This window comes from Humiphilus diazotrophicus (genome assembly GCF_059726315.1).
In genome coordinates this window covers 1,693,152-1,717,479 of sequence record NZ_AP040870.1, presented here as the reverse complement: position 1 = coordinate 1,717,479, position 24,328 = coordinate 1,693,152, and the positions used below count along the sequence as shown (strand labels likewise).

Annotated in this window: 16 protein-coding genes; 11 read left to right on the top strand and 5 right to left on the bottom strand. The window is 51.7% G+C overall.

The window, feature by feature from the left end; translation table 11 throughout:
• Positions 1–229: 229 nt before the first annotated feature.
• Positions 230–3,931 (top strand): carboxypeptidase-like regulatory domain-containing protein, encoded by a 3,702-nt coding sequence (locus AC6I7T_RS08345; RefSeq protein WP_497792898.1) that lies wholly within the window; start codon positions 230–232, stop codon positions 3,929–3,931.
• Between the two features lie 53 nt (positions 3,932–3,984).
• Here the strand turns inward: AC6I7T_RS08345 and AC6I7T_RS08340 are convergent, their stop codons facing one another.
• Entirely contained in the window at positions 3,985–5,070 is a 1,086-nt protein-coding gene (locus tag AC6I7T_RS08340) for a hypothetical protein (protein WP_497792897.1), read from the bottom strand.
• 191 nt (positions 5,071–5,261) lie between these two features.
• On the opposite strand from AC6I7T_RS08340, the gene AC6I7T_RS08335 reads away from it, so the two are divergent.
• Together AC6I7T_RS08335 and AC6I7T_RS08330 are read left to right on the top strand one after the other, a co-directional pair.
• Positions 5,262–6,134, top strand: coding sequence for a nucleotidyltransferase (locus AC6I7T_RS08335; RefSeq protein ID WP_497792896.1), 873 nt, complete (start codon positions 5,262–5,264; stop codon positions 6,132–6,134).
• Positions 6,131–6,838 carry a metallophosphoesterase family protein gene (locus tag AC6I7T_RS08330; RefSeq protein WP_497792895.1) on the top strand — a complete coding sequence of 236 codons (708 nt, stop codon included), beginning with the start codon at positions 6,131–6,133 and terminating at the stop codon, positions 6,836–6,838. Before AC6I7T_RS08335 ends, AC6I7T_RS08330 begins: the two co-directional genes overlap by 4 nt.
• Before the next feature lie 45 nt (positions 6,839–6,883).
• On the opposite strand, the gene AC6I7T_RS08325 is transcribed toward AC6I7T_RS08330, so the two are convergent.
• Both AC6I7T_RS08325 and AC6I7T_RS08320 read right to left on the bottom strand, forming a co-directional pair.
• Positions 6,884–7,960 carry an acyltransferase family protein gene (locus tag AC6I7T_RS08325; protein ID WP_497792894.1) on the bottom strand — a complete coding sequence of 359 codons (1,077 nt, stop codon included), beginning with the start codon at positions 7,958–7,960 and terminating at the stop codon, positions 6,884–6,886.
• A gap of 254 nt (positions 7,961–8,214) precedes the next feature.
• The gene (locus AC6I7T_RS08320) at positions 8,215–10,023 is read right to left on the bottom strand and encodes a TonB-dependent receptor plug domain-containing protein (RefSeq protein ID WP_497792893.1); all 1,809 of its coding nucleotides are present in this window, start codon (positions 10,021–10,023) and stop codon (positions 8,215–8,217) included.
• Positions 10,024–10,127: 104 nt separating this feature from the next.
• On the opposite strand from AC6I7T_RS08320, the gene AC6I7T_RS08315 reads away from it, so the two are divergent.
• Complete coding sequence (locus AC6I7T_RS08315; protein WP_497792892.1) at positions 10,128–10,577, top strand: MarR family winged helix-turn-helix transcriptional regulator; 450 nt, start codon at positions 10,128–10,130, stop codon at positions 10,575–10,577.
• 280 nt (positions 10,578–10,857) lie between these two features.
• Here AC6I7T_RS08315 and AC6I7T_RS08310 read toward each other — a convergent pair whose 3' ends face one another.
• Complete coding sequence (locus AC6I7T_RS08310) at positions 10,858–12,027, bottom strand: trans-sulfuration enzyme family protein (RefSeq protein WP_497792891.1); 1,170 nt, start codon at positions 12,025–12,027, stop codon at positions 10,858–10,860.
• Positions 12,024–13,220, bottom strand: a complete 1,197-nt coding sequence (locus AC6I7T_RS08305; RefSeq protein ID WP_497792890.1) for a trans-sulfuration enzyme family protein — start codon at positions 13,218–13,220, stop codon at positions 12,024–12,026. The genes AC6I7T_RS08310 and AC6I7T_RS08305 overlap by 4 nt, the downstream gene beginning before the upstream one ends.
• A 633-nt stretch (positions 13,221–13,853) precedes the next feature.
• Between AC6I7T_RS08305 and AC6I7T_RS08300 the strand changes: the two genes are divergently transcribed.
• The 7 genes from AC6I7T_RS08300 (at position 13,854) to AC6I7T_RS08270 (ending at position 24,146) form a co-directional block, all read left to right on the top strand.
• Positions 13,854–16,328, top strand: coding sequence for a protein kinase domain-containing protein (locus tag AC6I7T_RS08300; protein ID WP_497792889.1), 2,475 nt, complete (start codon positions 13,854–13,856; stop codon positions 16,326–16,328).
• A 581-nt stretch (positions 16,329–16,909) separates the two neighbouring features.
• Positions 16,910–19,354 (top strand): endopeptidase La, encoded by a 2,445-nt coding sequence (gene lon, locus AC6I7T_RS08295; RefSeq protein WP_497792888.1) that lies wholly within the window; start codon positions 16,910–16,912, stop codon positions 19,352–19,354.
• Between the two features lie 276 nt (positions 19,355–19,630).
• Complete coding sequence (locus AC6I7T_RS08290; RefSeq protein WP_497792887.1) at positions 19,631–20,839, top strand: YXWGXW repeat-containing protein; 1,209 nt, start codon at positions 19,631–19,633, stop codon at positions 20,837–20,839.
• Positions 20,840–21,082: 243 nt separating this feature from the next.
• A complete protein-coding gene (gene moaD, locus AC6I7T_RS08285) occupies positions 21,083–21,781 on the top strand; it encodes a molybdopterin converting factor subunit 1 (RefSeq protein ID WP_497792886.1) in 699 nt (232 codons plus the stop codon).
• Positions 21,782–21,789: 8 nt separating this feature from the next.
• A complete protein-coding gene (locus tag AC6I7T_RS08280) occupies positions 21,790–22,707 on the top strand; it encodes a VWA domain-containing protein (protein WP_497792885.1) in 918 nt (305 codons plus the stop codon).
• A 246-nt stretch (positions 22,708–22,953) separates the two neighbouring features.
• Complete coding sequence (locus AC6I7T_RS08275) at positions 22,954–23,244, top strand: RNA chaperone Hfq (protein WP_497792884.1); 291 nt, start codon at positions 22,954–22,956, stop codon at positions 23,242–23,244.
• The gene (locus tag AC6I7T_RS08270) at positions 23,241–24,146 is read left to right on the top strand and encodes an inositol monophosphatase family protein (RefSeq protein ID WP_497794574.1); all 906 of its coding nucleotides are present in this window, start codon (positions 23,241–23,243) and stop codon (positions 24,144–24,146) included. Before AC6I7T_RS08275 ends, AC6I7T_RS08270 begins: the two co-directional genes overlap by 4 nt.
• Positions 24,147–24,328 lie beyond the last annotated feature (182 nt).

Here is a 24,328-nt window from a genome sequence, read left to right as displayed (position 1 = left end):
ATGGCTGTTACTGAAAGAGATGCTTTCCTGCCATTTGTTCTGATCCATCAGGTGTGAAAACGCCATAGCTCTCGGAGCGCACAGTTGTAGCTCGTCCAACACTCGTGCAGACTTCGCATACGATGAACATCGGCTCTGCTCCTTCCAGGAGCAGGTCGCACACTATTTTCAACTGAACTTCCAGCATTTCTGAAGGCCCAAATAAAAAAGCTGTTGATCTGAGGAGCAAATGCTTATTCGACGGATCTTCTGTTGTTGTTTCTCTCTATTGTTTCTTTTGGCCGCTGTGACGTCGTTGGCTCAAGGTACTACCAGCCGGATCTCTGGTGTTGTTACGGATATGTCAGGAGCTGTGGTTCCAGATGCTCTGGTGACGATTACGAACGATGACACCGGAGCCAAATTCACAATCAAAAGTTCTGAGTCGGGAACCTATGCATTTGATTCCCTTCAGGTAGGTCACTACACAGTCCGCGTAGAGAAAACCGGTTTTAAAACATATGTTTCCAGCGGGAATGTCCTATCTATTGGCGTTCCTTCCAGCATTAATCCGAAACTGCAGATTGGTGGAGGATCGGAAACCGTTGAAGTGCAGGGCGGCTTCGATCTGATACAAACCGAATCTTCCGGAAATTTTGGTGGAGTGATTGATAACATCACGGTCACTCAACTACCAATCGTAGGAACGCGCGGTCGTAATCCGCTTGGCCTTGTTCAATATATGCCTGGCGTAGTTTCTAATGGTGCAAACGCGACAGGCGGCGGTATCTCCGTCAATGGCTCCCGCGATCGTGCGTGGAACTATATGTTGGACGGCATTGATGCCAATGAGTCCTCTTCCGGTGGTGGCGGCACTTCTCCTCCGCACCAGAATCCCGACATGCTGGCAGAATTTCGCGTGATTACTTCCGCTCCTACTGCCGAGTTTGGTCGCAACTCCGGTGCACAAGTTGTCATGGTCACCAAGTCCGGAACAAATCGGTTCCACGGAAATCTCTTTTGGTTCTATCAGTCGCCTTTTCTGCGCGCCAATACTCCGCAAAATAAAGCCATAGGCCAGGGCCGCTCTCAATTTGTGCAGAATGTTCCCGGTGGCTCTGTCGGTGGACCAATCTGGAAAGATAAAGCCTTTTTCTTTTTCAATATTGAGCTTTTGCACGCACTCTCTTCGTCAACCGTTACTCGCACTGTATATACGTCAGCTGCACGCCAGGGACTTTTCCGTTACTCGACTGCAGGACGTAATCAACCTACCGGTGTAACGGGTGCATCGGTGGATGCTAGTGGTAATCCTGCTGTTCCATATTCCACTTACGATGTGGCGGCGAGTGATCCCTTCCATGTAGGGCTTGATCCTACGACAAAGGCATTTCTGGCTCTAGCTCCACTGCCAAACAACTATGCTGTTGGGGACGGACTCAACTTTGCGGGGTATTCCTTTGTTGCTCCTGCTACGGACAAGCAGGTCGATATCACCACAAAGATCGACTATCGATTCAGTGAGAAAAACGCTATTTTCGTGCGATGGATGTCTGGACATCAGAATACCTATGCGGATTCCACGAATTCCGGCCTTCAGACTTTTCCCGGCTCTCCGGCTGTTGTGAATACCTTCCGGCAGCCGCGGAACATCGCTATTGATTATCGCTGGAGCCCGACCTCGCTCTTTACGAATGAGGTTGTAGTTGGTATGAACCGCTTTGGATATCGTTTTGAGAATCCGGCGCTAGAGCAAAACAGAGCAACGCCATACAACTTCTATCAGGTCACTACTCCGCGTAATGCTTATGTTGGAAACAACCGTTTCCTAACGACATTTCAGGTGGTTGATAATGCTACCTATGTACGTGGAGCACATATCTTCAAGGCTGGAATCAATTTCCGCTATGGGCGTGAGATCGATGAGCGCGGTTCCATCGGTAGTTTGAACGCTGTACCCCAGGTGATTCTTGATGCAAATTCGAACGGAGCGCTTCTTAATCAGGTAGACACATCCCTTTACAACACGCCTACTGCCGCCAACAAAATCAACACCACTTACGACCTTCCCGACTTGTACTACGCGATTAATAATCTCCTGGGTCGAGTTGGTCAGCTTCAGGCAGGCTATGTCGCGCAACGTGATCTCTCAGCGTTTAAGCCCGCCGGGACTATCAATTACATGGACCATCGCTGGCCTGAGTATGACTTTTATATTCAGGATACCTGGCATGTGACTCCCCGCTTGGTTCTGGATCTCGGCCTTCGTCTGGATGAGCGTTCCGCTCCCGATTTTCATACCATTCCCGGGTTGGTCCCCAATCAGATTCCTCGCTACGGAACGCCCTTCAGCTCTACTTTGCAGTTCGTCCATGGAAAATACATGGACAGCCGCTGGACAAACTTTGGGCCTTCTATCGGTTTTGCCTACAATCCCTTTGGAGATGGGAAGACATCCATTCGAGGAAATTTCCGCGTTGCTTATGATCGTGTCAACTCCTTCTCATTCTCTTCTACTGTCTTCCAGGGAATGCCAGGGCTGCTTTATCAAATATCGAATTCCACGGCGGGACTCGATACCGCGACTACGATGGGATTGCGCGCTCAGCATTGGGCTCCACCGACTCCAACGACAACTCCAACAGCCCTGCTGACGCCGCCAACCTACAGCTCTAACTCAATGACGGTTTCCGATCCGAATATGCAGACTCCAACGGTCACAATGTGGGGACTAAGTATTCAGCGGGAATTGTTCAGGAATACTGTTTTTACCATTTCCTACATCGGAAACCATGGGACACATTTGTACGGTGGCTACGACTCGAATCAATCCGAGATCCGCAGCAATGGCTTTCTTGATGCCTTCAAGCAGGTGCAGGTTAATCAGGACAGTGCTCTGATGACGCAGATCATCTCGAGTGATTCGCGACGGAAGAGCGGTGAAACCGGTACTGCATTTATTAAGCGTAATTACGCGTCGTATCTGAGTACGAATAATGTTGCCGGATTAGCGAATCAGTTGGCTGCTCGTCTGCAAAATGCCACTGCAACGAATCCGAATGGTGTTCCATTAGTTGTTTCGTCCGGTCTTCCTGCGACCTTTTTCAAACCCTATTCGCAGTATCTTGGAGGATTGTACGTACTGCAGACCAGGGATTACTCCAACTACAACGGTTTGCAGCTACAACTTGAAAAGCGCATCTCGTCAGGATTTTTGGCGACGGTAAACTATACCTACTCCAAGACCCTGGACGTTCGGTCTTTCGACCCGACGTTTACCACTGTAGCTACAGGATCTAGTCAGTCGGCAGCTGGAACGCCCTTCGACTATCACACTCCACGCCTGAACTATGCAGCTGCAGACTTTGATAACACCCATGTAGTGACGGGATATTTCGATTATTCGTTACCGTTGGGACGCGGTCGCCAATTTGGCGCCAATTGGAATCGAGCTGTCGATGCCCTGCTTGGCGGTTGGGAGCTCTCTGCGGCGGGCAACTGGCAATCGGGCCGTCCTTTGACCCTCTTTTCTGGAGCCAATACCTATGCCGGCACAGTACAAACGCCGGCTTCCTGTTCCGGCAACTGCAGCAGCCATATGGGACGCGTGCACAAGGAGGCTAACGGCCAGCTTTATTACCTGACAGCCGCACAACGTGCACAGTTCTATGCTCCAGGTCCTGGAGAGTTTTCCAACATTGGTCGTAACTGGCTCCGGCAAAATGCCACCTGGAACACCGATGCGAATCTCTCGAAATCTTTCCGTACGTTTAGAGAACAATCGCTTCAGCTCCGGTTTGAAGGGCAGAACATATTCAACACTGTCAGCTATGACACGATGGGTTCTCAAACCTATACCTCTTCGGTTTTTGCAAGATTGAATGCCGGTACGGATGGGGTTGTGAATACTTCACCGCGTCGTTTCCAGCTTGCAGCGAAGTATATTTTCTAAAGAATGATTCGAGCTTAAACTGCTAGCCTGAAACTAGCCTTCATATATTCTCCTCAGCCCGATATACATGCAGTCTGTATATCGGGCTTATTTATTGTGGTATTTCTTCCGGCACGAGCAAGCTTATCCAGTTCCCCTTGAATGCGGGAAATTACTGACCGCCAATCTTCATTCCGGGAGCGGCGAAAGATGGTGATGGAGGGATACCATGGAGAATCGGAACGATCGATCATCCACCTCCAGTCGGCTGTCGGTTGCAGGAGGAGCCACGTTGGTTTTGCGAGTGCCCCTCCAAGATGCGCAGCAAATGTATCGACAGTGATGATCAAGTCCATATGAGAGATTGCATGAACGAGATTTAGCGTGCCTTCAGCGATTGCTCCCGTGACGATAGCGCAATGCTTTTTCAGTAAAGGCCAATCTCGTGTCGCCGGACCTCCCTGTAGATTGTGAAAAGCTATGTCTCGCATCTCTACAAGGAGCCTGAATTCAGTAATCGCAATTGCTCGAGAAGGGTTCCAATCTCCTGCGCTCCAGACGAGTCCCACGTGAAGGCAATTTCTGCCATCGCGCACGTCTGAGTTAGGAGAGGAGGGAAACACAAGAGGGGGAAGCGGAGGTGGGATGTCTTCCAATGTTGTTCGGAAGATATAAGGCAGTTCGATACATTCAATTTGTGCGTTCCAGAAGGGTTCCGGCTGCTCCCATGTAATCACGGAGTCCACTAAAGATGTCCACGAGGTGTTCTGCAAGAGCGGCAAGAGTCGTGGTGGTACCTGTATCGTCAAGGATTTTGCGATTCTCTTTATGAGAGGAAGATAGCGGAGGAACTGAATGCTATCTCCAAATCCATGCAAACACCGAAGTATTACGTGACGCTCATCGAGTGGCTTCCCATCCCAGAACCGATGAGGATCGTGATGCTGGGTCTTTCGTATGCGGTCACTTTCCTGCCAGGCCCGCTCGAAATCTCCAATTAGCATCCAGCAGTCCCACCGACCGGCGGCAACGGCGATGGGGCTTGCTCCGAGTACTTCGGCTTCTTCAAACCTTTTGAGAGCAGAACCAATCTCACGGTTTGCAAGCAGGCATTGCGCTTCTAACAATGCTTCCGGTTCTGTGTGCTGTAAGGCTGCCATCAATCGATTGAGTCTCCTGGTCTGAAAGAGCAAGGATGCTTCTAGTTGCGAGATGGTTGGTAGCAGCCTGAGTGAGCCTTCCAAAAGATAGACAAGGCGGCTTATGAGGGCTGCTTTGTGTGCATCTTAATCTCCTGATAGCGTTAGCGGGCAAAAGACAAGGGTCTGAGGATGCGGGAGGATTTGAGAGCGTGAGACGACATTCCATTGGCAGTCAGTTGCAATTAGAGGTTATGGATAGAAAGGCCTTACCGATCAGTTCCTCGACTCCGCCTCGCTTCTCTCTGGCGCAAGAGGCCTGCTACCGGGGTGCCTTGGAAGCTCTGAATAAGGCAGGTATCCCCTACGCTGTCGCTGGAGCCTTTGCGCTTCACGAGCACTCGGGAATCTGGAGAGATACCAAGGATCTGGACGTAGTTCTGGATGCAGAACATGTTCCGGCGGCTCGTCGAGAACTAGATAAGCTGGGATTTACAACCTTTATTCATGATCCTGTTTGGCTGGCTAAGGCATTTAAAGGAGAATTTTTCGTCGACCTTATCACAGCACTTGGCAATGCTGTTCTCCGCGTTGATAGTTCGTGGATTGAACGTGCAACTCCGGTTACCATCTTCGGTGTCCCCTGCCACGTATTAGCTGCGGAAGAGGTGATTGCTTCAAAACTTTTTGTTTCCCGGAGAGAGCGATTCGATGGGGCTGACATCGCTCATCTTATTCACGCCAAGGCAGGCAATCTGGATTGGGGGCGTATAGAAGAGCTCCTTGATGGACATTGGGAGCTGGTGCTTTGGGCCTTGGTCTTCTTTGCCTATGTGTATCCTGCGCATACCGACAATATCGAGTCTGCAGTCTGGCAGAGGCTTATCCGAAAATTCGAATTGGAATTACAGTCGCCGCATAGTGGAGGTAAGCCATTTCGTGGTACCTTGATCGATCCGAATATGTTTGCAATCGATGTGAACGAGTGGGGCGAGCAGGACCTTTTTCGGGAGTATTCTTCACGGGCAGCTCTTCTTCAAGATGGGCAGAATTCTGAATCAAGGGAGCGGGAACTACGCAAATGAAGATTGCTGCGGTCGGGGACATACATATTGCAAATCTAATGTGCAGTGTGAGAAAGGGAGCTCTTTCGAGTGTTAATTCACGGGCCGATGTCCTGGTGATCGCCGGTGATCTCACCAATCATGGGACCAGAGAGGAGATGGAATGCTGCCTGGAAGTGTTGTCTGAGGTCAAGATTCCCATTGTTGCAGTATTGGGAAATCACGATTTTGAATATGGCAGTGAGGCACTGATGGCCGAGATGGCAACTGCACAGGGGATTCATCTTCTCGACGGAACAACTTTTGAGATTGACGGCGTAGGGTTCGCTGGTGTGAAAGGTTTCGGCGGGGGATTTGGCCGCTACCAACTGGCGGAATTTGGAGAAAGCTGCATCAAGAGCGTTGTCCACCAGTCCGAAAAAGAGGCCGAGAAATTACGTAAGGCGCTTATGCAGCTCAAGAGTGAGAAGCGTATCGCTGTGATGCACTATGCTCCGATCCGAAAGACCGTTGAAGGAGAACCGGAAGCGATTCATCCATTTCTTGGAAGCTCCCATCTTGAGATGATTCTCAATGAAACACTCCCATCCCTGGCATTGCACGGTCACGCTCATAAGGGAACTTTCGAGGGGTACACATCGGCTGGCGTCAGGGTGTGCAATATTGCTCTTGCCATCTTGCGCAAACAGGGGATTGAGGAACCTTATTTCATCTTTGAAGTCTAGTTTCTCTCATAGTTGCGGGTGCGCCACTTCCTTTGAAATTAATCCTTAGGCCGCAGCTGGCGTCTTCATCTTCTGAGTCCGGCTTGCATTGGGCAGAGGTTTGAGTCCAAGAGCAACCTGAAGATGAAGCTTTCGCAGAATTCCCTCAGCGAGAAGTGGAAGTACGAGTCCTGCCGTAGTGGCTATTACGAGGTAGGCTGCTGGTTGATGCAGATGTAACAGTTTCAGCCCTACCCGTGTACCGGCGGCTGCCATGACATGCATGAGATATATGGCCATCGAATATTTGCCCAGAACAATCAGGACCGAGGCTATTGTTCCACGCAGCTGTTTCGCGACCCATATGGCAACGGTTATGCCCAGCAGGTTAGCCGGGAGGCTCTGCCATGAATCCCAGTAGCTGTTACCGCCTTTGAAAGCCAGGTAGGCCGCGGTACAGAACGCCAAGGTCAAAGCACAAAAGAAAATGAGCCTCGGAGTGAAGTCAAGAGATATTGGTTGTTTTACCCAGTCAGCTAGCAAAATGCCGAAGGCGTAGAACAGGAACATGAAAAGACACTGCTCCACCAAAGAGCTGGATACAGGTGCCAGGATACTTATCGCACATCCTGCAGCCGCGATGGGGAGAAGCATCGGTCTCAATCTGGGAACAATAAGTGTGGCTAACAGATGACAAAGCATCAGCACATAGAGAAACCAGAATTGATCTAGCGGTCGCCATGGAATACTTGCCAGTTCTTTGGCTGCCGGTGCGTTGTTGATGTATTTCGAAAGTGCAATCTGCAGTCCACCCTGGAGCAGAGACCATAAAAAATATGGATAAAGAATGGTCCAAAGCTTGGTTCCTAAGAATCTCTTTTTTCCTTTTGCGAGGCTGGATTCTACATGTAGTCCTGCAAGGAAGAAGAAGAGCGGCATATGGAACGTGTGGACGAAGAAGTCTTCCATTTGCCATTGTGGGGTGAACGGAAAGAGACCGGCATGAACTACTCCACGTAGAACATGCTGGAATACGACCAGGAGGATGCCAATACCGCGAGCTACATCGATCCAGTCGACGCGCTCGTGGCTTTGAGCAGGCGTAAACCGGCGAACACGAAGATCCTCAAACGATAACGGCATTCCCACCTGTTCGGCACCTCAAATGATCAAGTATGTCCGCGGGGGATTCGAGGGGAACTAGAGCATTTTTCACAATACTGTGGATTTTTGACGACCGGTTAGGTACAGCTTTCTGTATCGGAGGCTGCGTAAGCTTCTGTGGTTTCGGCCTATACCTTTGTGAAAATGCTTAGTTGACAATAACCGCTGTTCACCGCGAAGCGAGAAAACAAGTTGTCAGTTCGATGCTGCTCAGCCTTTGGGTGGTTGCCAGATCATTTCTTCGTTAGATTTAATTGAATTCCAGCAAGAACGGCCCTACCTTGCATGCGCACTCCCTGAATCTCTTGGTATCCCGTGTTGGTAGCATTCGTGACTTGGCAAAAAGGTTTAATGAATCCGAAAGAGCGTTCTATTGCCAGCTCTAGTACGGCGTAAGGGGCGCTCTGATAACGGTTGATTACATTTAGGCGCAATCTTGAAACAATCCTGTCAGGTAATTGTCCTTGCCATGAGGCTACAGCGGAATGGGTCGGGTGCGAGAAGGTATATCTTGACTGGACGTCGCTAGCGTCGTTGTGGGCTCCATGCAGCACTGTATATGCCAGAGCAACTTGTTGCGACCGCCCAAAGTGTAGCAGCAGGTTGGCTTCTATTCCTGTGAAATTGAGGCTGTCAATATTCTCCGCTTGCCAGGGAGCATTTGAGCCTGATCGGACAAAATCGATATCGTCTTTTTCTCTTCGGTGGAAGATAGTGAGGTCGACGACCTGATTCCCAAAATTGACTTGCGTTCCTCCTTCGTAACTCCATGCCTTTTCCGGTTTGAGATTTGGATTACCTTTGTTGGCCGGATCAGAGTAATAGAGATCGGTATAGGTGGGTAGGCGGAATGCATTACTAATAGAAGCTCGTAACTTGATATGATCGCTTAACCAATATCCTCCAGAGACGGCTGGGCTGAAACTTGAATCTCCTGCTGTGAAAAGTTCTTCACGTGCACCCGCTGAAAGAGAGAACCGGCGAAGTGCGCGTGCATCCAGATTCGTGTATATAGCACCGCGGTCACGCTGATGCTTGCCAAGATTACTACTATCAATGCTGTCCCGGTAGCCTTCCACCCCATAGTAGAGTCCCGTATTCGTGGCGATTGCATCGTGACGACGTAGAGCCGCTTGCCAGCTTTGTGTTACGTGATTGTTCTGGTAAATGGATGGATTGCTCTTGAAGAGGTCATACAAATCGCTATGGCGGCGATAGCCGAAGGCCGCTTGCATGTTGCTTCCGAGTTCCTGAGTCAAACCTGCAAACCATCCCTTCAATCTTTCCCAGGAGGGATAGTTGCCGTAAAACTGGTCGGCCCCGAAGGGACGGTCGCTCAGTCCCAACAAGATGTGTGTTTCGCCAATTGAAGTTTGAAGGAAACTCTCGGAACCGAAGGCGAGGTTTCTGTAGTCGCGATCAGGAAGAAAGCCGGAAGAGAGCTCTCGTGTGAAAGTCAGCTGCTGACTCCCCTTTTGTGAGACGAAGGCGAGCGATCCATTCTGCTGATTCGTTCCAAAATTTCCGCCGGCTGCACTGAATTTGAATTCACTCCTGAGAGGAGCCCCAGTCAGAAAATTGACCGCGCCACCTACAGCATCTGAGCCATAGAGGGTGGAGCCGCTTCCTTTTAGGATCTCTATCCGCTGCAACGAGGAAAAAGGAAAAGGAATATCCAGATTGTTGTTGGAGGTTTGGGCATCGTTCAAGCGCAGGCCGTCAACCAGGATTAGTGTTTGCCCGGCAGAAGAGCCACGGATGGAAAGATTACCCTGGATGCCCGGGGCGCGCTGACGCAGGTCGATGGAAGAGTCTGAGTTTAGGACGTCCATCGAATTGCGGAATAGCGTTGTCGACTGGCCAATGCTAATGCTGGTAACGCTTCTATCTACCTCATTGAGAGGTACAGGCATATATGTCCCGGTAACGACAACCTGCTCCATCCGCTTGGGGGGCTGGTTCTGGTCCGCTGTATTTGCGGGATTTTGTTGGGCGTATACCGAGGCAGAAGCGAGAAGGAGTGTGAGGCTTAATCTGAACATTCTATTTCCTTGTAACAAGACCAAAGCCATCATGCCTCATCTGCCCACTTCTGGAACTCTAGTTTAAGAGTGATATAAATAGTTGAATCATTCAACTATTGCTTATGAAGATCGAAGCTTTTCTAGATCAAAGTCCCTTGTTTGCTGTGAGCCGGGCGGCAAGAAAGTTCGATGCCCAGTTGGCTCAGCTCTTTAAAGATGAAAAGGTAAATTTTCTTGAAGCGCTTGTGCTTGTTTCTATTTTGCTGGAAGAGCCAAAGCGGGTAAATCCTTCGAAATTATCCGAGACGTTTTCTACTACCAGAGGAAATATCAGCCACTGCCTCTCCTCCCTTGAGGCAAAAGGAATGATTGCACGAAAGATCAACCCAGATGATGCAAGGGCCTTTCACCTGGTTTTGAAACCTCAGGGTAGAAAGATGGCTATGCAGGTGATTCGTACACTGGACCACTTGCAGAATTCTTTCGAAAAGGCTGTTGGGGCAACACAGATGAAGATGTCTCTTGAAGCAATCCGTAAAGTAGAAGATGTTTTCGCTCGTATGCGTGGGTAGGGCTATTTACCTATGCGGGAGCGGTGACTGAGGGTACATGAGAAACTGGGGTGCCATCTCCAGCTTGCCTTAGGTACCGCCGGTCTCCAGGCCGGCTGTCGTGTGGGCGTCCTCGCCCACACAGGCGAAACAGCGCTGGAATAGGGAACTTCACATTCATATTCCAGCGAGAGTTTCTACATATTCCAAGACCGCCTGATCTTTTGAGGCAGGGCTCGTTTACTTTTCGCAGCCATCGCGAAACGTACAAACTTCAGGTGGAGGGCCTGGAGACCCTCCACTACTGCCGGTCTGGAAACCGGCGGTACAGGTCTGTTTGAGCCAATGCGTTATCTATATCGGCAATAAGATCGTCTGCGTCTTCGATTCCGATTGACAAGCGCACCAAGTCTTGAGGTAAGGCTCTTGAGCCCAACAGTTCCGCTGGAACGCTGGCGTGGGACATCCTAGCTGGCAGGCAGATTGTCGAACTGATACTTCCAAAGCTGACAGCTATTCGGAAGAGTTGCAGGCTTTCTGCAAAGATACGGGAGCTTTCAGCATCGCCGGTGGTCAGACTTAGAACTGCTCCACTCCCTTGGGCCTGTTTCTGTTGCAGCGCAAAGCCCGATGCGTTTTGCAATCCGGGATAATAGACTTTTTGTACCTTTGGATGCCTGCTGAGATGTTCCGCAATCTTTTGTGCGTTTTTTTGTTGCTGATCGAGACGAAGCTTCAGAGTCTTTAGTCCACGTAACAGAAGAAACGAGTCGAAGGGCCCTAACGCATTGCCTTCGGCATTTTGCAGGAAATGTATCTCCTCTGCCAGTTTTTCGTCACGCAGAATCACGACTCCAGCGGTAACGTCACTATGTCCGGAAAGGTACTTCGTGCCGGAGTGGAGTACGATGTCGGCTCCGAGATCAAACGGATTTTGCAGATAGGGTGACATGGTGCTGTTGTCTACACAGAACAGCGCGTTGTGTGTATGTGCAACTTCCGCGAGCTTCGTTAGATCAAGAACATGAAGAAGAGGATTCGTCGGAGATTCGACATAGACCAGCTTTGTTGCGGGAGTTATGTCTTTGGCGAATTGATCGGGATTGGCTGCATCCGCATAACGAACAGTTATGCCGGAACGGCTCAATACCTTAGTAAAGAGCCGGCAGGTACCTCCGTAAAGATCGATATCGGCCAGAATCTCGTCGCCGCTTTTTAGCATTCTGCAGACGGATGTGATTGCTGCCATTCCGCTGGAGAAGCAATAGGCATGAGTGCCGCCCTGGAGTTCGGCAAGGTGCTTCTCCAGAACAGCACGAGTGGGATTCCCACTGCGCGAGTAATCATATTTGCCGAAGGAGTCCGCATGCTCCTGCTCGAAGGTAGCCGTCTGATAGATTGGCGTGACCATCGGGTGATTGGGATCTTCGGGGCTTACATCAAAGTCGACCAATCGAGTCGCGAATTTCAACGGTTACCTCCGGAAATGATCTGGCTGGATTTAATCGACGATAGAGCCTGTTCGATATCTGCCAGAATATCCCGTACAGATTCGATACCCACCGACGCCCGAATGAGTTTATCCGTAACACCGAGCTTCTGCCTTATCTCTACCGGGACATCGGCGTGAGTGGCTGTGGCCGGATGTGTCATCAGCGTTTCGACGCTACCGAGGCTCTCGGCCCGGCAACATAGTTGCAGCGCATTCATGAAGGCCAAGGATTCCTCTGCAGTGGCTTTGAGCTCGAAAGAGATCATTGCGCCATAGCCCTTCTGTTGCTTGTCTGCCAGTGCCTTCTGTGGGAAGTCGTCCAGACCGGGATAATATACCTTCTCGACAAGAGGGTGTTTTTCCAGCCAGTGGGCAATTTGAAGAGCATTCTCAAATTGAATTCTGATTCTGGCGGGCAGAGTACGCAGCCCCTGCAAAGTTAGCCACGCATCGAAGGGAGCTTGGATTGTTCCCAGCGTCTTGCGGATCAGGCGAAAACGTTCGAGGAGCTTTTCATCATTTGTTGCCAGCGACCCGCCTACCGTTGCGTTGTGTCCGTCGATGTACTTTGTCGTTGAGAGAACACTTATATCGGCGCCCAGTTGAAATACATCCTGTGCGAGTGGGGTCAGGAAAGTGTTATCGACCGCCAGGAGGGCTCCGCAATTGCGTGCGATTTCTGCAACCGCGGCGATATCCGTCAAACGGAGCATTGGATTGCCGGGAGTCTCAATCAGAATGAGCTTTGTATTCGGCCGGACTGCAGCTTTCACGGCTTCGATGTCTCCGGTGTCAATGAACGAGGATTCAACACCCAGTCCATGCAATACCTCGTCAAAGAGGCGAACCGTTCCGCCATAAACGACTTCAGAGACGATTACGTGATCGCCGGTTTTGACCAGCGAAAACATCATAGTGGTGATTGCCGCCATGCCGGTACGGAAGCAGACCGCGCCTTTGGTTCTTTCCAGGGAAGCGATGGCTAGTTCCAGCGCTTCAACCGTAGGGTTGGAGACGCGACTGTAGCTGTGGTCTTGCGTTGCTCCAACCGTTTCGTGCAGGAAGGTAGCCGATTGATAAAGGGGGAAGAGCATGGAATTTGCATGGCCGTCATGCCTGCGATTGCCGTGAACGGCTACGGTCTCTGCATCCCAACGATCTGTATTTGACACCTGGGTCTCCTCAGTAAGCGATGAAGAAGTTTTGGGAAGAATCACCGGATGGCGAATATCCCCAGGTGGCCGCTCAGAGAAGGAAGAGAATACTACGACTACATATCCGACGCTGGCCTGTCACCACCTGGGGATGGCATGGCCATAGGCATTCGGTTTTGGACTCTGGGGCTCATGGGGATCAGTCTAATGCGTCGATTGTAGCAGAACGAATGCTTGCCTGAAGTCGTGCAAGATTGAGAAAGATTTCCGGGAGTTCTGCCGCGGGAGGTTTCATTAGACGAAATTTACAGGCGTTTCCTCGCACTGCGGTAAGGCAGAGGAGCTCTATACCAGCATGAAAGAAAGCACGGTAGTACTCTTGGGGACTCTGCCGGACTATGAAAGAATCTTATTAGAGCAATTTCATGTTTCTCGGTAGCAATAGGCAGTTGAAATGTGAATTTTCCTGCAAAGACTCAAGGTGCAACCATACAGGTTTCTTAAGGTGTTGAGATGCCGGTTACGACGAGAATTGTTCAAGCCAAGGGCTCTGCCTTCGCCAGAGTCAGTTGAACAGATCATGCATGCGTTCTATGACGGAGATAGACGCAAGTCCGGCACCGAATATCCGTGAATGGCTAACGAGGTGAGATGGCAAGCATAAAGCGTCGGGTAATTGAGCACTATGAAATTACGAAACGGCTAGGGGCTGGTGGCAGCGGTGTTGTGTATCTGGCTAACGATACCCTCCTGATGCGTCCCGTGGTGCTGAAAATCCTGAAGCGTGGCGCTCTCACGCTTGACCAGATGCGTACGACCGTTTTGCGCGAAGCACGCATGGCCTCAGCCATTGAACACCCCAACGTCTGCGCCATCTACGAAGTCGGCGAAACCGGCGATGAAGCCTTCATCGTCATGCAGTATGTTCCCGGACAGTCGCTGGATAAATTGATCTCCAAAGGCCCTGCCAATCTTCATCTGGTGCTTTCCGTAGGCATTCAAATTGCGGACGGTCTGAATGCCGCTCACTCGCTCGGCATCTTCCATCGCGATTTGAAGCCTCAGAATGTCATGCTGACCGATGGCGGTTTGGTAAAGATCCTGGATTTCGGTCTGGCCCGCCGGCTGAGCCCGGAAGATGCCGATTTCGATCCCGCCAAGCCCTCTGTCGATAAGAATCGGACGATGGCGGCGACCTACACCGCACGAGGCGGCACCATCAACTACATGGCTCCGGAGCAGTTCGTTACCGGGCAGAGCAGTGTTCAGAGCGATCTTTGGGCCCTAGGCGTGATCCTGTACGAATTGATAAGCGGGAGCCATCCCTTTGCCCGCCAGGACGGCGACGAGTTTCAGGCGATTCGTGCTATCCAATTTGCCGATCCTCGACCGCTGGTGCCTGCCTATCCGAATACTCCACCGGAGTTGGAGAGCGTCATCTTCCGTTGCCTGGAGAAGAATCCGGGATCGCGGTATTCCTCTTCGGCCGATGTACGCGAGGCGCTGAAGACGATTATGAAGGCGCAGCAGATCGAGACGGGAATCATTCCCGGCGAGGCTGCCGCCAATCTGCCACGCAGCGCGGCCGAGCAGGAAAAGCAATCTACGGGCTTCCTGTCGATGCTGGCCGAGCGCTTCCGTGAGTCTTCGGACAACAGCACCCGTCAAAATACTTTGCTGGTTCTGCCGTTCAATAATTACGGGCCTACGCAGGTAGCTCCGCTCTATGGATTCGCTTTAGCCGATGCGATTGCTGCCCGTCTGGCGCGCATTCCCTCTCTGGTGGTGCGTCCTTCCAGTTCCTTGATGACTCTGAATGTGAGTCAGATGGACCCCTTGGCTGTCGGGCAAAAATTAGTCGTGGGCTACGTGCTTACCGGCAATTTCATGCGTTCTGAGCAGGGATTCGATTTGAACTGGCAGCTGCTGGATGTACAGAGCCAGAGTGTCCGTTCCGGCGGGACGATTAGCGTCCCGAGCTTCGATCTCATTGCCGTACAAACGGAGATTTCGAACGAGGTCTTTGCCACTTTACAGGGTTCCCGCCAGCTGCAGACGGCAGAGAATAACCGCCCACCGAGAGATGCCTCTCTTCCTGAGCAGGTTTCCGAGGAATACCTGCAGGCTCGAGCTCTATTGTCCTCGTTTATGGCGCGCACCGGCCTGCGTAGCGATTTGCATCGTGCGCGTGAGTTGTTCGAGAGTGTGACCGCACGAGATCCCGAGTTTGCTCCTGCCTGGAGCGGTTTGGGCATTGCGCATCTGCAATATATACGCCACGGATTCGGTGGTCAGATGCACGTGATGACGGCACGCCGCGCTTTTGACAAGGCTCTGGCTCTCGATCCGGGCAGTGTGGAAGCGAATCTATATCGCGTTTACATGCTGCTCTCTCGTGGCGAGAAGGAGAGCGCACGCCATGGAATTGAGCATTTGCTGCAAACGGCTGCGAATGACTGGAATGTTCACATGGTCGCGGGGATGACGCTCCGTTTCGACGGGATGTACGAGGAGGCTCTTAAGCAGTTCAATCGTGCGCTAAAGCTTAACCCCGCAAATGCCCCTGTTCTTTACAACCATCGAGCCCGCGTTTACCACTATCAGAATCAGTTGGAGTTGGCCGATGAGGAATTGCGCAAGGGCCTGGCCCTTGAACCCCGGCATCCGCTTCTTCGTACGTCTTTGGGCTATCAGCAGATGCGGCAGGGAAATATGCGAGCTGCTATCGATATTCTCGAAGAGGTCATCCGGGATGACGATTCGATGCGTATTGCTGTACCGACTCTGGCCCTTTGCTATGTCCAGGTTGGAGACCGGGAAAAGGCATCTTCGTTGATCGCCGAAGAGTCTTTGTCTGCTGCCGAAGCAGACAGCGAAATGGCCTACCGTCTGGCGACCTACTTTGCTGTAGAAGGGGACGAAAGCGAAGCGCTGCACTGGCTCAGAAGAGCGATTTACCTGGGCAATGAGAATTACCCCTGGTTTAGCGTGAATCCATCCTGGAGCAGACTCAAGGGGCACAGCGACTTCGAGCGAATTCTGGAAGACCTTAAGAAGACCTTCCGCCGTAATCAGAAGACCTGGAGACGTTTGATGGAGCGCCTGCCGGAGGATGCAGCCAACTAGGTTTCTTCCGAAAAGACTTATCAGCTAAAAAGAGCTCTGGGACTTTCTGCCAAAGGCAGACCCGGGGCTCTTTGCTTTTTTGTCCTGCATCCTTTCTGGGGTGTTCTGGCCCCACCCTGTTTCTGATTGGACCTGAAGCAGCATCAGATCGTTTAGTTTGTGCAATCTCCGTGCAGCAAGACAGAGTGAAAAACGAGTAATCGCAGATCCGACTTTTGCCGTTCTCGTGGTGGAGCAGGGGAGCTGAGCATTCCTATTATGGAGAGGCGTCCGATCCTTGGTTCCACCTGCCAGGACTCCGCCTGCTTCCCGCTCACTCTCCTATACTTACGGCCGATATGACCTTTTAGGCCGACTCGCATCCAACCCGGAAATCCATGGATTCTCCTCGAGCAAGGGGAAGATCCGAGCAAAAGAGGCGGAATTTGGCGTAGAGTGGTTCGTACTTTGAAAGCGGCCGGTTATTGTAAATCTCTTAAGTTATTGAATAAAGGAAAGTTAAAAGTTTTCTGTGGTGCAGATTGCGACGTTTCTGAAATTTGCTGAATCTAATAGCCAGAAATCTGATAGAAGGATACTCAATGGCTAGCGACTTTTTAAGCATCATCAAGCCCAGCAGCTCCAACCCTCAAGAGAGGCCGACTGCTCGTGTCCTCCCTATCCTTCCGGTACGCGACACGGTTCTATTCCCGCACGCGGTTCTGCCGTTGACGGTAGGGCGTGAAAGTTCTGTTCAATTAATCCAATCTCTCGGAGAAGAGAAGACCATAGTCGTGGTTGCGCAGCGGGATGCTCGAATGGACACTCCGCAGCCCGCTGATTTGCATTCGATCGGTACACTCGCAACGATTCACAAGGTCGTCAAGATGCCGAACCAGAGCCTTTTTGTCTTTACGGAAGGCACGGAGCGGGTCCATCTGGGTACCTTCGAGCAGATCGAGCCATTCATGACGGCAGTTGTCGATCCGGTTGAGCAGATTCTTGCTGAGCCTGGTCCGGAATTGGAAGCTCTACAGCGGAATGTGCTGTCACAGTTCCAGCAGATTGTTTCGGCTTCTCCGACTCTGTCGGATGAACTGCAGACGATTGCTCTGAATATTGAAGAGCCGGGTCGTCTGGTGGACTTTATTGCAGCTTCTCTGCCATTCCTGACCACCTCCGATAAGCAGGAGCTGCTGGAAACGGCCGGCATTGCCGCTCGCTTGGAGCGTATTAATAAGCACCTCGCAAAAGAAATTGAGGTGCAGCAGCTAAGGAACAAGATCCAGTCTGAAGTTCAGGACCAGGTCCAGCAATCTCAGCGAGACTACTATCTGCGCGAGCAGCTGAAAGCTATCCAGAAGGAACTTGGCGAACTGGACGAAGGCCAGAAGGATACAGAAGAGCTTCGTCAGAAGATCGAAGCTGCTGGAATGCCGGAGGAGATCAAAAAAGAAGCTCTTAAGGAGCTTGGCCGCCTCTCGCGTATGTCTCCGATGGCAGCCGACTATTCGCTGACCAGGAACTACATCGAGTGGCTGGCGGTATTGCCTTGGGCCAAGAGTTCCGGTTCGGAAGTCGATATTACCAAGGCGAAGCAGATCCTGGATGAGGATCACTACGATCTAAAGAAGGTAAAGGACCGTATCCTCGATTATCTGGCCGTGCGTCGTCTGAAGCCTGATATGAAGGGGCCGATTCTTTGCTTCGTCGGGCCTCCGGGCGTGGGTAAAACCTCTCTAGGGCGTTCGATTGCTCGTGCTTTGGATCGTAAGTTCCAGCGCATTTCGCTTGGCGGTATGCACGACGAGGCCGAGATCCGCGGACATCGTCGGACATACATCGGTGCCATGCCTGGACAGGTCATTCAGGCACTCCGTCGTGCCGAGGCGAACGATCCGGTTTTCATGCTGGACGAGATCGACAAGTTAGGAAGGGATTTCCGTGGCGATCCGGCCTCTGCGCTTCTTGAGACGCTAGATCCGGAGCAGAACAATACCTTCCGCGACAACTATCTGGATGTACCGTTCGATCTCTCGAAGGTGCTCTTTATCTGCACGGCGAACGTGCTCGATCCGATTCCGGAACCGTTGCGCGACCGTATGGAGATCATTGAGCTGCCTGGCTACACGGAAGAAGAGAAGGTGCATATTGCCTTCCGTTATCTAATTCCGCGTCAGATCAAGGAGAACGGTATTACAGAGGAGCAAATCGACTTTCCCGAAGAGGCGGTACGCTTCATTGTCCGCCACTATACGAGAGAATCCGGTGTGCGCCGTCTGGAGCAGTTAATCGGAACGGTGTGCCGTAAACAGGCGCGTCGTGTTGCTGAGGGATCGACGGAGAAGCTGTATGTGACTCCGCAATTGATTCAGGATCAGGAATTCCTCGGTGGCATCAAGGTCCGCGTAGATACGGAGATTGCAGAGCGGACTCGTCGTGCCGGTGTTGCGGTTGGGTTGGCCTGGACTCCGGTCGGCGGAGATGTACTCTTCATCGAAGCGAATCGGATGAAGGGGAAAGGTTCCTTCACGATGACTGGGCAGATAGGTGAAGTCATGCAGGAATCCATGCAGGCTGCACTTACCTGGGTCCGTTCCAATGCGAAGAGTCTTGGATTGGATGAAGACTTCACTCGTGAGATCGATCTCCACATTCACGTTCCGGCTGGGGCAATTCCTAAGGATGGTCCTTCTGCCGGTGTCACGATGGCAACTGCTCTGGTTTCCTTAATGACGGATAGGCCGGTTCGCCCGCTGACCGCCATGACGGGAGAGATTACGCTGAGCGGTAATGTGCTTCCAGTAGGCGGCATTAAAGAGAAATTCCTCGCGGCAAAACGTGCGGGCGTAAAGCACGTACTGTTGCCGGCGGAGAATCGCCAGAATGTGGAAGAAGATCTGACTCTCGATCAGATTGAGGGTGTCACGATCGATTACGTCAGCCGAATCGAAGAGGCTCTGGCAATTGCTTTACCGGAATCGACTGCCGAGCGTAAAGCCGACGAGGCTGTACGCCAGGATGTGGTTGCACATGCACAGGCATAACTAAATCTTAAATAGCTTTCAGTAGCTGCCCGCTCTGTAATCTGGCTGTAGGAAAAGATTACAGGGCGGGCATATCTTTTTTACAATCCAATAGTTACTTTTTACCCGCCCAGGATTTATCCACTACTTTTCCCTGAAACACAGCAACATCTTTTCTAGAGCAGGTTCATTAGCTGCAGGGAGTTTGTATAGGACTCCCGCAACTCTCAACTCGCAACCCGGAGAAGCAAGGCAACACCGGTCAAGCGAAGGCTGAGATGCGAAGGATGAACGGCGATGAGTTTCTCCCGTATTTTTCGTGCATTGTTTCTTGCGGCAGTTGTAAGTGCGATTCCGGCAGCTTCCTTTGCCGAGATTTCGATCTCTGTAAACATTGGACCGCCCGCATTACCCGTTTATGAGCAGCCGCTGTGCCCGGGAGATGGCTACATCTGGACGCCGGGATATTGGGCTTGGGGCCCGGATGGATATTTTTGGGTTCCCGGTACCTGGGTAGTTGCTCCTTCTCCTGGGTTACTGTGGACTCCCGGATATTGGGGATGGGTAAGTAACGTTTATGTTTGGCATCCGGGCTACTGGGGGCCGCACGTAGGCTTCTATGGAGGCGTGAATTATGGATACGGCTACACCGGTTCCGGTTACTGGGGTGGACGTTGGGAAGGTAATCACTTTTCTTATAATCGTGTGGTTAACAATATCAACGTCACCAATATTCACAATGTATATGTCGACAAAACGGTAATCGTAAACAACAACGTGAATCGGGTCAGCTTCAATGGCGGTCCTGGAGGCGTTCACGCAGCTCCTACCCCGGTGGAGGTGAGAGCCGCACAGGATCACCACATGGCTCCGGTGGCAATGCAGATGCAGCATGAGCAGTCGGCTCGTGTGGATCGTAATCAGTGGGCAAACGTGAATCATGGACGTCCGGTGCTTGCAGCGGCTCCCCGGCCATTAACCAGTCCGGCACATGAAAACTTCGCGCAGCCGAATAATGCTCCCGGACGTAATGCCAATCCTGGAGAAAATGCAGCGCATTCTGCAATCAATGGCCGTTCGACTATGGCTCCTGTGAGGGGTGGAGACTCGCGTCCGGTTTTCGATAACTCTCGGGTAGACCATCAGTCCACGCCTACTCCGCAGGTTCGTCAACCGCAAATGCCTTCTCATCAGATAGCTCCGTCCTCTCAGCCTCAGTACAATCGAGGGCCTCAGATGCAGGAACGCCAGTCTGCGCCGGCACCACAGTATCGGGTGCAGCAGATGCCGCAGCAGCAACGGCCTCAGTCGGTTGAGCCTCAGTTCCATCAACAGGCTATGCCACAGAGCAGGCCTCAACAGACGCCCCAGTACCATCCGCAACAGGCGCCGGTACAGCAGTCCAGGCCTCAGCCTGAAATGCGCCAGTCGGCTCCATCTCCTCAGCATATGGAGCGGCCGTCAGGTGGCGGCCGGCCGGAAGGCGAGCACCGGCCTCAACGTTAAGTGGCTTGGGGCGGGGTAGTTCGGATTGGGGTGGTGCAGCTTTGACTCCAACAAATTGCACTACTCCATATCCCGTGTTTGTTGGTTTGGGAGAGTTTCTCGAATAAAAGTTTGGCGCTGAACGACTACCCGCCGGGTCACGATCTGCCCGGCGGGATTTTTTCTTTTGGAGGGGTGAGAATTGCGGGATGAAAAGAATTTGCGCCCATTCAATGTTTGGGGGCAGTATTCTGCTACAGAGCTATGCAGGTTCGAGTTCTCTATTTCGGCACACTCAAGGATATTTTCCTGACAGACCAAGCCAATCTTGATCTTCCGGAGAATACGACCGTCTCCTCTCTGTTGGATCACTTCCGCCAGCTTCATCCGGAGAGGGGTAGTTTATGGAATGTTCTGGCGGTTGCTGTAAATCAGGAATATGCCTATCCGCAGCACTTATTGCATGAGGGAGACGAGGTTGCCCTGCTTCCTCCTGTCTCGGGCGGTGCTCCGGATACTGTTGTTCAACTGTTCCGGGAGCCAATTCCTGCAGATAAGCTGATCGCTGAGATTAAGCAAGGGGAAGATGGGGCGGTTGTTGTCTTCGATGGGATTGTTCGTAACAACACTCGAGGCCGCAAGACTCTTTTCCTCGACTATGAAGCCTACGAAGAGATGGCCCTTCGGCTGATGAACGAACTTGCCTCGGAAGCAATTAAGAAGTATGGCGTTCGTGCCGTTACCTTGGTTCATCGCCTGGGAAAGCTAGAGGTCGGAGAGACCAGTGTTCTGATCGTAGTTGCTTCTGCCCATCGTGGGCAGGCCTTCGATGCCTGCCGCTGGATCATCGATACTCTGAAGAAATCGGTGCCCATTTGGAAGAAGGAGCATTTTGAAGATGGAGCGGTGTGGGCCGATGGGGAGCCTTTCCCTGAATCCATTCGGCTGAATCCGGAATCCTAGGTGCTCTGATGCGAATTCGTTTTGTGCCGACCTCAACGATTGTCTTGCTGGTAGCGGCATTTCTGTTTCGTCAGGCAGTGCCTCAGGACATTCCTCCTATTCGCGTCGATGTTCGCCTGGTAAATGTATTCGTTAATGCGACAGATGAGAATGGAGCCTTGGTCGGAGGCTTGAATAAAGACGATTTTCTGCTTACGGAAGATGGACATCCCCAGAAAATTTCGGTCTTTGAACGGCAGTCGGAGATGCCTCTGAATGTCGTACTCGCTATCGATACCAGTGGAAGCGTTCATAAAGATCTGGCGATTGAGCAGAATGCAGCACATCGCTTTGTTCATGCCCTAATGCGGCGTAGCGATCGCATGAACCTTCTCGAGTTTTCGACCAATGTCCGGGAGGTTGTGCCTTTTACGAATGATCTTGGACGCCTGGACCGTGGGCTTGACTCGCTTCGGAATGGCCCGGCTACCGCGCTCTACGATGCCGTATATCTGGCAGCTCAGAACCTCGAAGGAAGGCCAGGACGCAAGGTTCTGGTTATTGTTTCCGATGGGGGGAATACCGTAAAAGGTGTGGACTACGCGAGTGCGCTGGAAGCAGCCTTGCGCAATGAGGTAATGGTCTATAGTCTGATCGATGTTCCGATTGCTGCCAGTGCAGGACGAGATACCGGCGGTGAGCACGCAATGATCACTCTTTCCGAGCAGACCGGCGGGAAATATTACTACGCGGCCGCAGCACAGCTGAATGAAGCTTTTCAGAAGGTGGCCGACGATCTGCATACACAGTATTTATTGGCCTATTATCCTTCGCGTCGTGCTTCTAATTCGGAGTTCCGCCGCATTGAGGTCAAACTTCGTTCCCCGGGAATGACAAATTACTCGGTGCGTCACCGGACGGGATATTACTCTTTGGACGAACCGTAGAGTCTTTGTCTTGAACAGAAGAATGAATCTTTAGACGTAGTTTCTGGCTGGTAATAGGAACGTCATAATTGCAGGTTGAATCCAACCCACATCTATCATCCAAAGATTAGGAGGCTGTGGCGGGGATTAGAGGAATTTCGCTTTTAGTATGGTCCAGCAGGATTCCGCGGTCATTTGTTCATGGTCTACAGTGAAAGCGAAAATGCTCTAAAGAAAACTCGGCTATCCTTCGCTACAATCATAGTTATGCCATCAGCGAATCTCCAGCGACGTCGTCAGAAGACTCCGCCTCCTGGTGAGACTGGCCAGGAAGCGCTTTATCTTCGGTTCTTGAGCGAGAAGCAGGTACCCGTGATCGTCAAACTTCGGGATGGAGAGACGGTTCAGGGCTGGATCGAATACTTTGATGACCGCATGATCCGCCTGACTCGCGAGGGCAAACCCAATCTGTTTATCTATAAACAGCAGATTCGAACCATTACCGAGAGCGCTCGCCGTCCCAAGCGGGCTGTAGCTCCACAAGAGGAGATGGAATAGTGAGTTTTTTGCCTGCAGAGGTAAATCTGCAGTTCGCCGGACCTGCCGCACATATTGCCAAAGAAGCAGGAACTCTAGTTCGTGATTTCTATAACCGTGGAGTTGAGACCGAATATAAGGGCGATGTCGATCTGGTTACCGAAGCTGACCGCTCTTCGGAAAAGCTTATTCGGGCACGGTTGCAGTCTGTCTTCCCCGATCATGGAATCTTCGGGGAAGAAGGAACCCGGGATGGTCTGGATCGAGAGTACCGGTGGTATGTCGATCCTCTGGACGGCACAACCAACTTCGCACACCGGTTTCCACATTTTTGCGTTTCCCTTGGGCTGGAGCGCCGACCTAAAGGCCTTTCCTCCGATCAGGATGGGGAATTGACGGCGGCTGTGATCTACGATCCCATGCGCGACGAATTATTTGTGGCGGAGAAGGGCAAAGGGGCATATCTGAACGGCAAGCGTATTCATGCTTCGAAGACTCCTGAGCTGGCCGAAGCACTGGTCGCGACAGGTTTCCCGAGCCGGAAGCGTCATGACAGTCCGAATATTCACTTCTATCAGGAGTTCACGCTTCGTTCCCACGGCGTTCGACGGGCCGGTTCTGCTGCACTGGATCTTTCCTACACGGCCTGCGGGCGTTTCGATGCCTATTGGGAGTTCAACTTGAATCCCTGGGATACTGCGGCCGGAATCTTGCTGGTTCTGGAGGCAGGAGGTTCGGTGACCGGCTTTGATGGATCGGCCTTCAGGCTGGAAAGCAAAGAAATCCTGGCAACGAATGGCCTATTGCACGACGAAATGATTACATTGTTCAGAGAGATGTTTGCCGGTAGAGGTTTGTCCCCTATACCGACACCGCAAGAATTTGCAGCCCGGCGTATGGCTCGTATGGAAACGAAGTTGTAAGCTGGTGTTACTGGCAGTTTAGAGCGTTTTCCTTTTCGGTTTGCTGTGAGGCTACCAACAAGTGTGGCTTCTTTCAGATCATCTCTGAAGACAGGTGTGGTGAAAGCCTTGAAGCAACCGGTGGTTCTGGCAAACGGGAAGGGAAAACGCTCAAGCTGCTGCTACAATCTGAAACGTAATTT

Coding starts and splice junctions, on each gene's coding strand:
- AC6I7T_RS08345 (WP_497792898.1), top strand. CDS start 230: ATGCTTATTCGACGGATCTTCTGTTGTTGTTTCTCTCTATTGTTTCTT.
- AC6I7T_RS08340 (WP_497792897.1), bottom strand. CDS start 5,070: ATGGCAGCCTTACAGCACACAGAACCGGAAGCATTGTTAGAAGCGCAA.
- AC6I7T_RS08330 (WP_497792895.1), top strand. CDS start 6,131: ATGAAGATTGCTGCGGTCGGGGACATACATATTGCAAATCTAATGTGC.
- AC6I7T_RS08325 (WP_497792894.1), bottom strand. CDS start 7,960: ATGCCGTTATCGTTTGAGGATCTTCGTGTTCGCCGGTTTACGCCTGCT.
- AC6I7T_RS08320 (WP_497792893.1), bottom strand. CDS start 10,023: ATGTTCAGATTAAGCCTCACACTCCTTCTCGCTTCTGCCTCGGTATAC.
- AC6I7T_RS08315 (WP_497792892.1), top strand. CDS start 10,128: ATGAAGATCGAAGCTTTTCTAGATCAAAGTCCCTTGTTTGCTGTGAGC.
- AC6I7T_RS08300 (WP_497792889.1), top strand. CDS start 13,854: ATGGCAAGCATAAAGCGTCGGGTAATTGAGCACTATGAAATTACGAAA.
- lon (WP_497792888.1), top strand. CDS start 16,910: ATGGCTAGCGACTTTTTAAGCATCATCAAGCCCAGCAGCTCCAACCCT.
- AC6I7T_RS08290 (WP_497792887.1), top strand. CDS start 19,631: ATGAGTTTCTCCCGTATTTTTCGTGCATTGTTTCTTGCGGCAGTTGTA.
- moaD (WP_497792886.1), top strand. CDS start 21,083: ATGCAGGTTCGAGTTCTCTATTTCGGCACACTCAAGGATATTTTCCTG.
- AC6I7T_RS08280 (WP_497792885.1), top strand. CDS start 21,790: ATGCGAATTCGTTTTGTGCCGACCTCAACGATTGTCTTGCTGGTAGCG.
- AC6I7T_RS08275 (WP_497792884.1), top strand. CDS start 22,954: ATGCCATCAGCGAATCTCCAGCGACGTCGTCAGAAGACTCCGCCTCCT.